Here is a 13,041-nt window from a genome sequence, read left to right as displayed (position 1 = left end):
GTTTCGCATGCGAAACGGGATTTCGTTTAGATATGTGATGATAATTAAACCACTTTCACATTCAAAGCGTTTAATCCTTTAGGACTTTCTTCTACATCGTAGCTTACTTTGTCTCCTTCGCGGATTTCATCTTTCAATCCATTTGCATGAACAAAAACATCTTTACCACCTTCGTCAGGAGTTATGAATCCAAATCCTTTTGATTCATTGAAAAATTTTACTGTACCCTTACTCATTTTATATAGTTATATGAAGCTGCAAGGTAGTGTTAATAACACCGCAATCAACATCGGATCAAATTGTGGTTGATTATCTTCGCTCCATGCTACCGTCACTCAATCTTCCTGATCATCCGCAAAGGCTAAAAACGGAAGAAGGCAAAGAACATATATTTTGTCAAGTGAGGAAAAAATTCCTTGTTCTAACACCAGAAGAATGGGTTCGTCAAAACCTTATTTCGTTCTTAAACAAGGACCTTTCTTACCCTCTTTCGCTCATGAAAATTGAAAGACAGGTAAAGGGTGGCGCGCGTACCAAACGGGCAGATCTGATCATTTGTAACCCGCAGGGAAAAGCAACAATCTTAATTGAATGTAAAGCCCCAAAAGAACCACTGAATAACGAAACGTTCTTCCAATTAGGCCGTTACAATCGGCATATCAATGCCACAATTCTGCTTATAAGTAATGGAATCAGTCATTATTGTTGTCGAGTCTCAGATGACAGCACATTCAACTTTCTGGATGAAATTCCTGCTTATACGACCAGCACATCTCAGCATTGAGTAACTTCAACTCAGATATCATAGCCATGACTCGTATTTTCTTATTCTCCCTTCTCATTCTTCCGATTTTTGGGATTGCACAGCGCACTGATAATAGTCTGCTCGTGAGTCAGACGGGTGATAAGTACTTGAAAGGAGTTATCAATTTCAAGGTTAAACCTGAATATCGAAGTGCCTGTTCGGAAAGTGCAGTTGCCATTCCAGAATTATTGAAAGAATTTGATGCGTTCGGTTTGGAAAGCCTTGAGAAGAAATTCCCTCGAACCCAACCGCCTGCAACCGAATTCAACGATCGTGGCCAGAAGTTAGCAGACATTTCCTTGATCTATGAAGCAAAGATCAACGATAATTCAGACGTGTTTTCGGCTGTAAGAAAACTGGAAAATTCACCGTGGATTGAATACGCAGAACCACAATTTGTGAGTTTTGACATGTACACTCCTAATGATGCGAACCTAAATAGCGTAATGCCATATCATTATGCCAACATAATGGCATACGAAGCATGGGATATTACGTTAGGGGATACAAACGTGGTGATCGGCATCACAGAAACCGCGATAAACGTAAATCACGAAGACCTTTCGGGCAATATCAAATACAATTATGATGACCCAATAGGAAATGGTGATGATGATAATGATACCTACGTTGACAATTTTGCAGGTTGGGACATGGTTGATAATGACAATAGTCTGTTCATCAACAACGAAATACATGGAGATGCAGTTTCAGCTATTGCATCAGCAACTGCAGACAACGGAATTGGATACGCTGGAATAGGGTTCAAGTGCAAGTTTCTTCCTGTGAAGGTTGGAAACAATTCACAAACAATAACGAAAGGTTACGAAGGCATTCAGTATTGCGTGGAGCACGGCTGTTCAGTTGTTAATTGTTCTTGGGGCAACACTACATTCAGTCAGGTTGCCCAAGATGTTGTGACATGGGCAGCAGTCAATAATAATGTTGTTTTGGTTGCCTCGGCAGGGAATGCGAATGCTACGGCCATGTATTATCCAGCTTCATATAATTATGTTTTGAGCGTGACAGGAGTTGATGCCAATGATCTTTTCAATAATGGAACGAATACTCCTTTTACAAGGAATGATTCTGTTGATGTGAGTGCTCCAGGAATCAATATTTATACAACAGCAACATTCAACGGCACCTTTCTGTATTCTCCACCTCAAGGAGGAACTTCGATGGCTGCACCAATAGTTTCAGGTGTTGCCGGGTTGGTCCGCACTAAGTTTCCATGCCTCACTGCATTGGAAGTTATTGAGCGGATCAAATCCACTTCAGACGACATAGACAATCTTACTCAAAACCTACCGTATGCAGGTTTGATCGGTGCTGGAAGAGTAAATGCTGCTGCTGCGGTTACCGGAGATGATTGTGCTACGGTTGGAATTGCAGAAGAAGACAATTCTGTTTCGCTGGATATATATCCGAATCCATCATCAGAAGATGTGACTCTAAAAATGGGTATCGCTTCTACTTGGATGATTGAGATTCTTGATATGCGTGGCCGATTGGTCTTGACGCAGAATTTGGTTGGTTCCAGAATAACCGTTTCAGGGTTGAATACTGGGATATATATGGCTAGAGTTTCGGATGGAAGAAGCAGATTAACCGAGCGATTCTCCATTATTAAACAATAAAAGAAAGGCCCGAACTGAAACAGTTCGGGCCTTTTTCAATTACTTAATTCTAGAATATCAGTCGATGTAGATCTGATATGGAAGTCGAGCCTGAACTCCTTCCATTTGCATCAATTCCTCTACATCTTTTACGTATTCGTAATACTGTCCCAGTCGGTTTTTTAAGAAAACTTCTTCTCCCTGTCCTGTGATCTCTTCTACCATCTGTTGAAACGGATCTTTCTGAGCAGGATATTCGACCACTCTGTAGTTATCAACTTTTGCCATTCCAGCAGCAATTTCTACTGCGTCATCAATTCCTCCAAGAAGATCAACAAGTCCGATTTCCAAAGCATCTTCTCCACTCCAAACGCGCCCTTGACCGATTGAATCAATCTGATCAGCTGTCATTCCACGTCCTTGTCCCACTTTCGTAATGAAGTCAAAATAGATTTCGTTCACGCCATTTTGAATAATCCCTCTTTCAGCTTCTGTGAGCGCTCGGAATGGTGTTCCAAGATCTGCGAATCGGTTGGTTTTAACCGTGTCAATCATGATTCCGAGTTTGTTATTCATCAGTTTTTGTGCGTTCATAAGTACGCCAAAAACACCAATTGAACCTGTAATTGTATTTGGCTGTGCTAAAATGGTATCAGCAGCGCAGGCAATGTAGTATCCACCAGAAGCTGCAACGTCTCCCATAGAGACGACCACTGGTTTAACTGCCTTGGCCAACACAACTTCTCTCCAGATAACGTCTGAGGCTAATGCGCTTCCGCCTGGGCTGTTCACGCGTAAAACGATCGCTTTGATCTTATCGTCTTTTCTAGCTTTTCTGATTTCGGCAGAGATTTTTTCAGACCCAATGGTTTCATCATCGCCTTCTCCACCTTCAATACTTCCAACAGCATAAATGATGGCAATCTTATCTTTCTTACCTGTCTTGTCTTCGTCAGATTTAGCTTTTGGCGCATCCTTGTACTTTGCTAATCCAATGAAGTTGATTTTGTCATCTTCATCTTCAATAGAAAGTCGTGATCTTAGCTTAGCCATAACCTCATCTTTGAAAAGAAGCTCGTCAACCAAACCATTTTCCAACGCATTTTTTGCATTTTGGATCGTTGCATTCTGCGCCATTTTATCCAATTCGTCAACCGATTTGCCTCTTCCTTCAGAAATTCCTCTCAGCATTTTGTTCCAAAGGTCAGACATGTAAGTCATGGTCTGCATGCGGTTGGCCTCGCTCATCTTATCCAACATTAAAGGCTCAACGGCACTTTTGAATTTGCCATAACGGATGATCTGTGGTTCAACTTCCAATTTTTCGAACATGCCTTTCATGAACATGAGTTGAGCACCCAATCCTTTCCACTCAACCATTCCTTGTGGATTTAACCAAAGCTCATCAGAAACAGAAGCTAGATAGTAAGCCTTTTGAGAATAGATTTCGCTGTAGCTGACAATCCACTTGCCACTTTCTTTAAAATCCAATAGTGCATTTCTGATTTCCTCAATAGTTGCCATTCCTGCCGGCACACTTTGCATGTCCAAATAAACGCCTTCAATCTTTTCATCGTTGGCAGCATTCTTCAAGCTGCTTAGAATCTGATTAAGCCCTACAGAAGGTTTGGATTGAAACGTGGCAGGATCAAAGTTTCCGAACGGGCTATCTACCCCGCGCTCTTTGATTTCGTAGTTGAGTTTTATATGAAGAACCGATTTGTCTTTCACTTCAACCACTTGTTCTCCACTCATTGATGCACCAATTCCAGCTAGAATTGCGAATAATAAAAATATGCCAACCACAAGGCCTAATGCGCTGGCAAACATGAACTTGAAAAATTGTTTCATTTGGTATTTCTTAGAATTAGGCCGCAAAGGTAATAACCATGTAATATGGCGGCCATCGCGGTTGTTATCAATTGTTAAGCGACATTTTGCCGCGATCATCTGCAACAAATACCTTGGATTATATTTGCGACCTTCTATGAATGGATCAATCCGGAAATATGTTCTCTTGACTGGCTCTGATCTTGGTGACCGTTCAAAGATTTTGAAAGAAGCAACCGAGCACATTGCTGCTCAAGTTGGCAGAATAGTTAGTGTATCAGAAGTGTTGGAAAGTGAACCGTGGGGATTTAAATCCGAAACCACATTTCTGAATCAGGCCATAATGGTTGAAACAGAGAAAGCGCCTTTAGATGTTCTGAAAACCATCTTGGAAATTGAAATGCAAATGGGGCGAACTAGGAAAAACGAGCAATGGACGTCTAGAACCATTGACATAGATATTCTAAGTTCAGAAGATTTGATCTTTCAATCTCAAGGTCTCACAATCCCTCACAAACATCTTCACGAAAGAGAATTTGCACTTAGACCGCTTTCTCAAATTGCTCCGAATTGGATTCATCCAATATTACTGAGAACTTCTGTTCAACTCATTGATGAACTAGACTCCTTGAAAGCTGACCACATAATGTCCTAGTTGATGGCGCGCCCAAAAGAGTACGAATATGTGGTAATTGAGGGGAACATCGGATCTGGAAAGACCACGTTATCTAAGAAATTGGCAGAACGATGGGGTTCGAGACTGATGCTGGAAGAGTTTAAAGACAATCCATTCTTACCGAAGTTCTATGAAAACCCTAAACAGCACAGTTTTGCGTTGGAATTGAGCTTCTTGGCTGAAAGATATCATCAAAAAAGAGATGAACTGAACAAGACGGACTTGTTCAAACCCGGCATTGTTTGCGATTATTCATTTGCGAAATCACTCGTTTTCGCGAGAATCAATCTTGATGAAGATGAATTTGAACTTTATCAGAACCTGTTTCAGATTATTCATGGTCGATTGCCAAAACCAGACCTTCTTTTGTTTCTACACGCCAGCCCTGAAAAGTCATTGAGGCAGATAAAAAAGCGCGGAAGAGAATATGAACTGGACATAAGTCTCGATTATCTTAGAGCAATTAACACAGGATATCTGGATTTCTTTCGGCAACAAACAGGAATAAGGATTGTGATTTTGAACACGGATAGAATAGATTTCGTAGCATCTAACGAAGACTTGAATGCCATATTCAAGATAATAGAGGCGGATCACGCCTTTGGAATTCAAATTATTGACCTCTGTTGATAACCTTGTAATCTCTTGGTATGAAAAAAAAACATACCCCTTTGTCAATTAATAACATTGGTTAACTTTGCAACGCGTTCATTTGGGCGTGCTTCTGTTTAATAAAGAAAGAACAACTAACTTGCTTAATATGAAAAAGAGTCTACTCTTTGTATTGTCACTATTGGTTTCTGGTATCGCTTTTGGCCAGAAAAAGAAAATGAATTATTTCTCTGTCGGTCTTCAAGGAGGATGGACTCAGTTTTACGGAGATATTCGTCAATATGACTTCGGTTTCTCTCAACAGAAGGCTGATATTGCCAATGGTGCGGGAGGTCTATTTGTTGACTACCAATTGAATTCTGTCATTGGGTTTCGCGCCAACGTTCTTGGTGGTACATTGGGAGGTTCAAAACGGAAATTCAATGCAAATAGCAGTGGTACAGGGAAGAATGATAACGTACTTTTTAAGACCGTATTTGTAGATTACACACTAAATGCCACAATAAACTTCGTTAATCTGATGTATTCAGACCGAACAAAAGACAGATTGTTTACTGCGTACTTGGTTGGTGGTGTTGGTTTTACTTCGTTTCGGGTTAGAAAAACACGGTTGTTTGATGCTGGAGGTCAAAAGGCTGGGGATTGGGTCGCTAGTGAACCTTATGTGAATAAGGATAATGAAAATAAGAAAATGACCACAGAATTGATCATTCCTGCTGGTTTAGGTATGAAATTTCGACTATCGCGAAGGTTCGACCTTGGTTTGGAGTATACTCAACGGTTTGCGGTTGCTTCCGATAAGTTAGACGGTACCGTAGCAGGAAGCAAAAGGAGTGATAGCTATGGACTTTTTAACGCATTCTTGGCTATTAAAATTGGAAAACAAACACATTCGAAAGAATGGGTTAATCCTTTCCAAGCACTTAACCAAAACATCGCTGACCTTCAAGCAAATGTTGATGGACTTGCTAAAGACGCAGATGGTGATGGAGTGTCTGACATCTTTGATAAAGAAGAAAACTCTCCTGCTGATGTAGCGGTCGATGGTAGTGGACGTTCATTAGATACGGATGGTGATGGGGTGCCAGATTATTTGGATGCTGACCCTTTTACATCTAAAGGAGCAAGAGTTGATGAGAATGGTAAGGAATTGGATTCTGATAATGATGGTGTTGCCGATAGCCAAGATGTAGAGCCAAATACTACTGCTGGTGCGTTGGTCAATTTCCAAGGTAAAACAATCAATTTGGAAGCGGCTGGTGGACAATCAACCGTGAATGTTTCTGGTGGCGGACTACCTTCGATCTATTTCAAAGTAAATAGTGCACGAATCGACTACTGGTCTAGTTATGACAGATTGGCAGAAGTTGCTAAAATCATGAAAGCCGATAAGGCTATTAATGTGAAAGTTGTAGGAAGCGCAGATAAGACAGGTGCTGAAGATTACAATACATCGCTTAGTGAGAAACGTGCTCAAGCTGCTGTTGATCATCTGGTTAAAATCTATGGTATAGATGCTGGAAGGTTTAGCATTGACAGTGAAGGTGAGGCTAATCCACTTTCTGTATCTGATGAAGCATTGAACGTTAACCGAAGAGTAGATTTCATCGTGCAATAATGATTCTGCCGATTTTTGAAAAAGCCCGTCTTCATTGAAGACGGGCTTTTTTTATGCTTAGGTTTTGATTGTCTAGTGATATTGACTATAGCCTGATTCTGATGAATTCTTTCTGATCATGTATGTTGAGTATTTGAATCAATGTTCATTTGCGAGAATCAAATTAATATGATATCATTGTGATATCAATATAAATGTAGAAATCATGAAAGAAGAAAAAACAGTAAAGCCTATCTCCGGCTGGTTGATGTTGCCAATTGTGTTGGTGATGATCGGTGCCATTATTTTACTCGCAGTTATAGTCAATCAACCAGGTTGGCTTGCGCTTGAGCTTATTCCGTTGATAATGCTCATCGGATTTTTTATTGTCAATCCAAATCAATCTTGGGTGCTCGTTCTATTTGGAGAGTACAAGGGAACGGTAAAGTCCAACGGCTTCTTTTGGGTCAATCCATTCATGAAGAATCATCGGATATCATTGCGCGCGCACAACTTTGATAACGAGCCTATCAAAGTGAACGATAGCTTAGGAAACCCGATAATGATAGGTGCTGTGATTGTTTGGCGAGTGAAAGACACTTTTAAAGCAGCCTTCGATGTAAACGATTACTTGGAATTCGTTGGAATTCAGAGTGAGGCAGCTTTAAGAAATTTGGCAGGACAATACCCATATGATGAGTTTCAGGATGACGATACGGAAGCGGAAATTTCGCTTCGTGGTGGGGGAGATGAAGTGAATCATAAGCTAGAAGAGGCCTTGGATCACAGCCTCGGAATAGCAGGTATTGAGGTTTTGGAAGCCCGCATCAGTCATTTGGCCTACGCTCAGGAAATTGCAGGGGCCATGCTACAACGGCAGCAGGCAACCGCGGTAGTAGCTGCGCGAAGAAAAATTGTTGAAGGTGCTGTTGGAATGGTAGAAATGGCGTTAGACGAGCTCAGTAAAAAAGATATCGTTCATTTGGATGATGAGAAAAAGGCCGCAATGGTCAGCAATTTGATGGTGGTACTGTGCTCTGATAAGAGTGCATCGCCAGTAGTAAACACAGGTTCACTTTATAATTGATACGTGATGAACAACAAATTCAAATTCCTCAGTAAAAAGATATTCGAAAGCGCAGAGAAGTTCGAAGCGCGATTGAATGAAGAATGCAGAAAGGGCTATCGTCCGATCTCCATGAGCGCGGATAGCGGTGCTAATACGATTGTAGTTCTTTTGGAAAAAACGTCTTAAGCTTTGTCTAAGAAAAAACCATTTGTCTTACGTCTCGATCCAGAAATTCTGAGTGCGATCGAGAAATGGGCTGCGGATGAGTTCCGCAGCTCAAATGGACAATTGGAATGGATTGTGAATAAAGCTTTGAAGGATGCTGGAAGATTGCCCAAGAAGAAAAGCGAGGAGTAGGGAGCTTAGAAAAGCTACATCGGACGTTTAATCAGCAGGACGTCAGAGTCTCCGCCAATGCTTGATGTGCCAACCATGTAATAAGCGCCATCGTGCTCTATGATGTCGTTCCCTCTTTGGTCGCCTTCCTGTCCGAAATTCAATTCTGCCAATACAGTTCCGCTTACATCAGTTTTGATGAAATAAACCTGCTCATCATTTCCGAAACTGTTCGTCCTTCCGAGAAATACGTAATTCCCTTCGCGGTCGGCAAGCACGCCTTCGCCACCTTCATGTGCTTGAGCTGAGCCAAATTCCTTTTCCCAAACAACCATGCCGTTGGCATCCAATTTAGTTGCAAGTAATGAGTGATTCGGCTCATTGCTGGCAGAATGATTGGACATGACGTATCCACCATCTGAGCTTCGTTGAATTGCCTGACTTTCCTCGTATCCAGCGCCACCGTAGGTAAATGAAGCAAGACTGTCACCATCGATGCTCACACTTTGAACATAAATATCGCGGTCGCCAGCCCCAAAACTTCCAGTAAAACCTAAAAGCAATACTTCAAAGCTGTTCACTTGCAGTAGTTCTGATCCGCCATCTACACCTTCGCCACCAAAGGTTCTGCTCCAAATTTCATTTCCGTTCACATCGGTTTTTACCACGTACATGCTTACTGGACCAGCACCAAAACTTTGTGCAAGTCCTATTGCCATAAATCCGCCACCTTCCAATTCAATTACATCCTTTCCCTGATCGGCCAGAATACCGCCAAAATGCTTGGACCAAAGCACATTTCCAAGTTGATCTGTCTTGGTTAGGAGCAGATCTCTGTTGTCATTTTCGTCTGTTATTGTTCCTGCAAGAATCAGATACTTATCAGCAGTCAGCTTGATCCCAAAGCCTTCAGTTCCGCTTTCCAATTCCTTTTGCCAGAGCAGATTTCCGCTAAAATCGGTTTTGAGGAGGAGCAGACGTTTCACACCGCCAACATCAGAAGTGCCCACTCCAATAATGCCATCCGAAACGGCAATCAACCGATTCGCTTCTTGATTTCCATTCAACGAAAACGTGTTTTCGAACTCAGGAATCTCTTCAACATCGGAATCATATTTACAGGCAGACAACAGCAGTACGACTGCTAGAAAGGATGGAAGTAGTAGTCTCACGCGCGTTTAACGCAAGGAGTTGAAAAAGATTGTGCAGATCAGAACTGCACTTTTTTCTTAAGCGTCTTTTTGCCTCGTTTTACCAAGACTGTTGTTTTGTCGCCCTCTTTGAAAGCTGCCAAACCTTGCATATAGCTTTGCATGTCCGTGATGTCAATTTTGCCCATTTTGATCACGATGTCGCCTTCCAAAAGGCCAGCAATTGCAGCCGGACGGTCTTCCTTGACGCCAGAAATGCGCATGCCTTCACCATCAAACAAGTAATCTGGTACAACGCCTAGCGTAACGCTGAACTTTGGCGAATTGCTTTTGTCCGCGTCTTTTGTTTTTGTGAAGGCCAATTTGCCCTCATCGTCCAATTCAGAAATGAGCTTGAAGATGAACTGGCCGATACTTTCCATTCCATCAAAATTCACCTTATGCACATCATCACTTGGTTTGTGATAATCATCGTGCTGACCAGTAAAGAAATGCAATACAGGAATGTCTTTAAGGTAGAATGACGTATGATCGCTCGGGCCGACACCACTTTCAGATAGCACTAATTTGAAACTACCTTGGTTCAAGGTTTCGAGCGCATTTTTCCAAAAAGGCGAAGTACCAATGCCATTGATGGCCAAGGTTTTTTCTTCATTCAATCGGCCCACCATGTCCATGTTGATCATATAGTTCACATCATCCAATTTCAAGGTTGGTTCTTTCGCAAAGAAATTTGAGCCCCACAATCCGCGTTCTTCACCAGAAAAAGCGATGAACAAATAGTTGTTCGATTCAGATGCCTTTTTCAGTTTTTCTGCAAGTTGAAGCATCACAGCAACACCACTCGCATTATCATCTGCTCCATTATGTATGGCTGGATCTCCAGCATATAGCGAACCTTGTGCCCCGTATCCCAAATGATCGTAATGCGCGCCAATGATGATGGTGGTTTTAGCGCCATTATCAATGAACCCAACTACGTTTCGGCCAGCAATCCTACCTGTGTCAGAAGGACTGGCAGAATGTGGGTCTTGCTCCAGTTTACGACTGAATGTTTGGAAATAGCCTTCAGTTCCTTTTGGTGTCAATCCCAATTGAGCCATTCGTTCAGAAATATAGATGGCAGCCAGTTCTTCGCCTTTTGTGCCTATTTCGCGCCCTTCCAATTTGTCATCTGCCAAGTAAGAAACATCAGCCTTAAGCTGTTCCACCGCTGTTTGAGACCAAGCAGCGATTGCGAACATGAAAAAGGAGAAAAAGAAAAGTATGCGCTTCATTTGAGTGATTTGCCGCGAATTTCGCAACATTCCATTCATCAGCGTAGTTTTGCGCGCAAATACCCGAATCTAATGAGAGCTACTGCGTTTTTTGTTTTCTCCCTTATCCTCCTTTCGTGCGGAAGCGAGCACAAGCATGATGGATATTCCGGAGCAACAAAGACCTCCATGTTGCATTATCCGCAGGAAGTGCATTTCGATACCATCATTCAACTTACGAACGGAGGCGACAATGCAGAGGCTTACTGGAGTTTTGACGATAGCAAATTCGTTTTTCAAGCAACGAATGCGGTTTGGGGCGATTCGTGCGATCAGATCTATTTCACCACCGTAGCGGATGCAGAGCACATGCTTACCGAGCGACCAACCATGATCAGTACAGGAAAGGGGAGAACCACCTGTTCGTATTTCATGCCGGGCGATACTTCCATCATTTATGCATCAACACATTTGGCAAGTGAAGACTGTCCGCCAAAACCTGCTAAGCGTGAAGACGGCAAGTACGTTTGGCCTGTGTATGCGGGGTTCGACATTTTTGTGGCCGATCTGCAAGGAAACATCCTAAGTCAGTTGACAAGCGAGGAAGGTTATGATGCAGAACCAACCGTTTCTCCGAATGGCGATCTGATCGTGTTTACCAGTCTACGGTCTGGCGATTTGGAACTGTATACCATGAAAATTGATGGTTCAGATGTAACGCAGATCACTTCCGAATTGGGGTATGATGGCGGTGCATTCTTTTCTCCGGATGGAACCAAACTGATATTCAGAAGCAGCCGTCCAAAGACAGAGGAAGAAATAGCTGATTACAAAGCATTGTTGTTGGAAGGCTTGGTAACGCCTACCGAAATGGAACTCTATATATGTAATGTTGATGGTTCTGAATTGAAGAAATTGACCAATTTGGGAAAAGCCAATTGGGCACCATTCTTTCATCCTTCTGGCGAGAAAATCATTTTCTCTTCAAACCATGCTTCTGAGAAAGGTTATCCATTCAACCTTTACACGATTAACGTTGATGGAACGGGTCTGGAACAGATTACTTATGATGGTGTGTTCGATGCTTTTCCGATGTTCTCACGTTCTGGCGAATATTTGTTGTTCTCTAGCAATAGGAACAATGGCGGAACCCACGACACCAACTTGTTCTTGGCCAAGTGGAAGAATTGAGATTATCGTAAAACGAGTATGAATGCCGTTGTGACCGCGAAGGTTATTACAAACAGCGTCAGACCTATTTTAAACGATTCCATTCTTCGTCTTTCTTTCAGGTCTTGTTTAAATCGCTCAAACTGAGAAGCACTCATTTGCTTGTCAACGAGTTCCTTGTGCTTTTCGTGGCGGGCTTCTGTGATGTCTCCAAATTTCTTTCGCTTCGCGACCTGACCGCGATTGAATTTCATGACACTATTTGCTCCTGAACCGAACATTTACATGAATGTCGGTACAAGGAATGGTCATTTCGGTAACCCAGCTAACAATTCTTGTAATTCTTGTTGAAACGGCTCAGCCAGAATTCCTTCCGTAAAATGCTCTTTGAATTTGGGCAGACTGAATGTTCCGACCATTTGAGCGCCCCAAAATGGCATGATGGCCGAAAGATGATCAAGAACAGATCGGCCACCTCTTGCTCCCGGAGAAGTCGCCATCAACAGAACGGGTTTGTTCTGAAAAACCTTCACTTCCATTCTTGAAAGCCAATCGATGGTGTTTTTAAAACCAGCCGGAATGCTGCTGTTGTATTCTGGAGTGGAAATGATGAAGGCGTCTGCTTCGTCAAAAAGCTTTCGCAGGCTGACAATGGTTTCAGGGAATCCAAGTTCCGATTCCATTTCGCTACGGTATAGTGGTGCTTCAAAATCAGACAAACGGATGATTTTAACCTCAGCGCCTAAGACCTGATCCGCAGTGAATTCAACCAGCTGATGATTGATGGAATTGGCACTCATACTGCCAGAAAATGCAAGTATCTGTTTCATGGTTTATTTGGAATGCCTAACAATTTGGGCTCCTATGTGTTCAGGTTTGGACTGGTAATAATACGAGACATTATTGCTTCAATTGGCGTC

The 13,041-nt window shown here is 42.3% G+C and carries 15 protein-coding genes; 9 read left to right on the top strand and 6 right to left on the bottom strand.

The genetic code is table 11. From position 1 onward, the window contains the following. Positions 1–44: 44 nt before the first annotated feature. Entirely contained in the window at positions 45–236 is a 192-nt protein-coding gene (locus tag K9J17_09065; GenBank protein MCF8276871.1) for a cold-shock protein, read from the bottom strand. Between the two features lie 29 nt (positions 237–265). Between K9J17_09065 and K9J17_09060 the strand changes: the two genes are divergently transcribed. Then, positions 266–784, top strand: coding sequence for a type I restriction enzyme HsdR N-terminal domain-containing protein (locus K9J17_09060; protein ID MCF8276870.1), 519 nt, complete (start codon positions 266–268; stop codon positions 782–784). A 26-nt stretch (positions 785–810) separates the two neighbouring features. Then, complete coding sequence (locus tag K9J17_09055; GenBank protein ID MCF8276869.1) at positions 811–2,445, top strand: S8 family peptidase; 1,635 nt, start codon at positions 811–813, stop codon at positions 2,443–2,445. A 57-nt stretch (positions 2,446–2,502) separates the two neighbouring features. Here the strand turns inward: K9J17_09055 and sppA are convergent, their stop codons facing one another. Continuing rightward, positions 2,503–4,275: a signal peptide peptidase SppA gene (gene sppA, locus K9J17_09050; protein ID MCF8276868.1), complete on the bottom strand. Its 1,773-nt coding sequence runs from the start codon at positions 4,273–4,275 to the stop codon at positions 2,503–2,505. Between the two features lie 136 nt (positions 4,276–4,411). Here sppA and folK point away from each other — a divergent pair, with 136 nt between their 5' ends. The 6 genes from folK (at position 4,412) to K9J17_09020 (ending at position 8,565) form a co-directional block, all read left to right on the top strand. Further along, positions 4,412–4,909, top strand: a complete 498-nt coding sequence (gene folK / locus K9J17_09045; protein ID MCF8276867.1) for a 2-amino-4-hydroxy-6-hydroxymethyldihydropteridine diphosphokinase — start codon at positions 4,412–4,414, stop codon at positions 4,907–4,909. 3 nt (positions 4,910–4,912) lie between these two features. After that, positions 4,913–5,560, top strand: a complete 648-nt coding sequence (locus K9J17_09040; GenBank protein MCF8276866.1) for a deoxynucleoside kinase — start codon at positions 4,913–4,915, stop codon at positions 5,558–5,560. Between the two features lie 130 nt (positions 5,561–5,690). Then, complete coding sequence (locus K9J17_09035) at positions 5,691–7,160, top strand: OmpA family protein (GenBank protein ID MCF8276865.1); 1,470 nt, start codon at positions 5,691–5,693, stop codon at positions 7,158–7,160. 205 nt (positions 7,161–7,365) lie between these two features. After that, complete coding sequence (locus K9J17_09030; protein MCF8276864.1) at positions 7,366–8,226, top strand: SPFH domain-containing protein; 861 nt, start codon at positions 7,366–7,368, stop codon at positions 8,224–8,226. A gap of 6 nt (positions 8,227–8,232) precedes the next feature. Beyond that, positions 8,233–8,394, top strand: a complete 162-nt coding sequence (locus K9J17_09025) for a hypothetical protein (GenBank protein MCF8276863.1) — start codon at positions 8,233–8,235, stop codon at positions 8,392–8,394. 3 nt (positions 8,395–8,397) lie between these two features. Next, complete coding sequence (locus K9J17_09020; protein MCF8276862.1) at positions 8,398–8,565, top strand: Arc family DNA-binding protein; 168 nt, start codon at positions 8,398–8,400, stop codon at positions 8,563–8,565. Between the two features lie 14 nt (positions 8,566–8,579). Here K9J17_09020 and K9J17_09015 read toward each other — a convergent pair whose 3' ends face one another. Together K9J17_09015 and K9J17_09010 are read right to left on the bottom strand one after the other, a co-directional pair. Beyond that, positions 8,580–9,716 (bottom strand): hypothetical protein, encoded by a 1,137-nt coding sequence (locus K9J17_09015; protein ID MCF8276861.1) that lies wholly within the window; start codon positions 9,714–9,716, stop codon positions 8,580–8,582. Between the two features lie 38 nt (positions 9,717–9,754). Next, positions 9,755–10,972, bottom strand: a complete 1,218-nt coding sequence (locus tag K9J17_09010) for a M28 family peptidase (protein ID MCF8276860.1) — start codon at positions 10,970–10,972, stop codon at positions 9,755–9,757. 72 nt (positions 10,973–11,044) lie between these two features. On the opposite strand from K9J17_09010, the gene K9J17_09005 reads away from it, so the two are divergent. Further along, on the top strand, positions 11,045–12,142 hold the full coding sequence (locus tag K9J17_09005; GenBank protein MCF8276859.1) for a hypothetical protein: 1,098 nt from the start codon (positions 11,045–11,047) through the stop codon (positions 12,140–12,142). A gap of 2 nt (positions 12,143–12,144) precedes the next feature. On the opposite strand, the gene K9J17_09000 is transcribed toward K9J17_09005, so the two are convergent. Then, complete coding sequence (locus K9J17_09000) at positions 12,145–12,375, bottom strand: hypothetical protein (protein ID MCF8276858.1); 231 nt, start codon at positions 12,373–12,375, stop codon at positions 12,145–12,147. Positions 12,376–12,429: 54 nt separating this feature from the next. After that, complete coding sequence (locus K9J17_08995; protein ID MCF8276857.1) at positions 12,430–12,951, bottom strand: NAD(P)H-dependent oxidoreductase; 522 nt, start codon at positions 12,949–12,951, stop codon at positions 12,430–12,432. Positions 12,952–13,041: the final 90 nt, after the last annotated feature.

The sequence above is a fragment of the Flavobacteriales bacterium genome, assembly GCA_021739695.1.
GTDB lineage: Bacteria > Bacteroidota > Bacteroidia > UBA10329 > UBA10329 > UBA10329.
The sequence above is the reverse complement of the archived record's forward strand: the minus strand, read 5'-3'. Positions and strand labels throughout refer to the sequence as shown.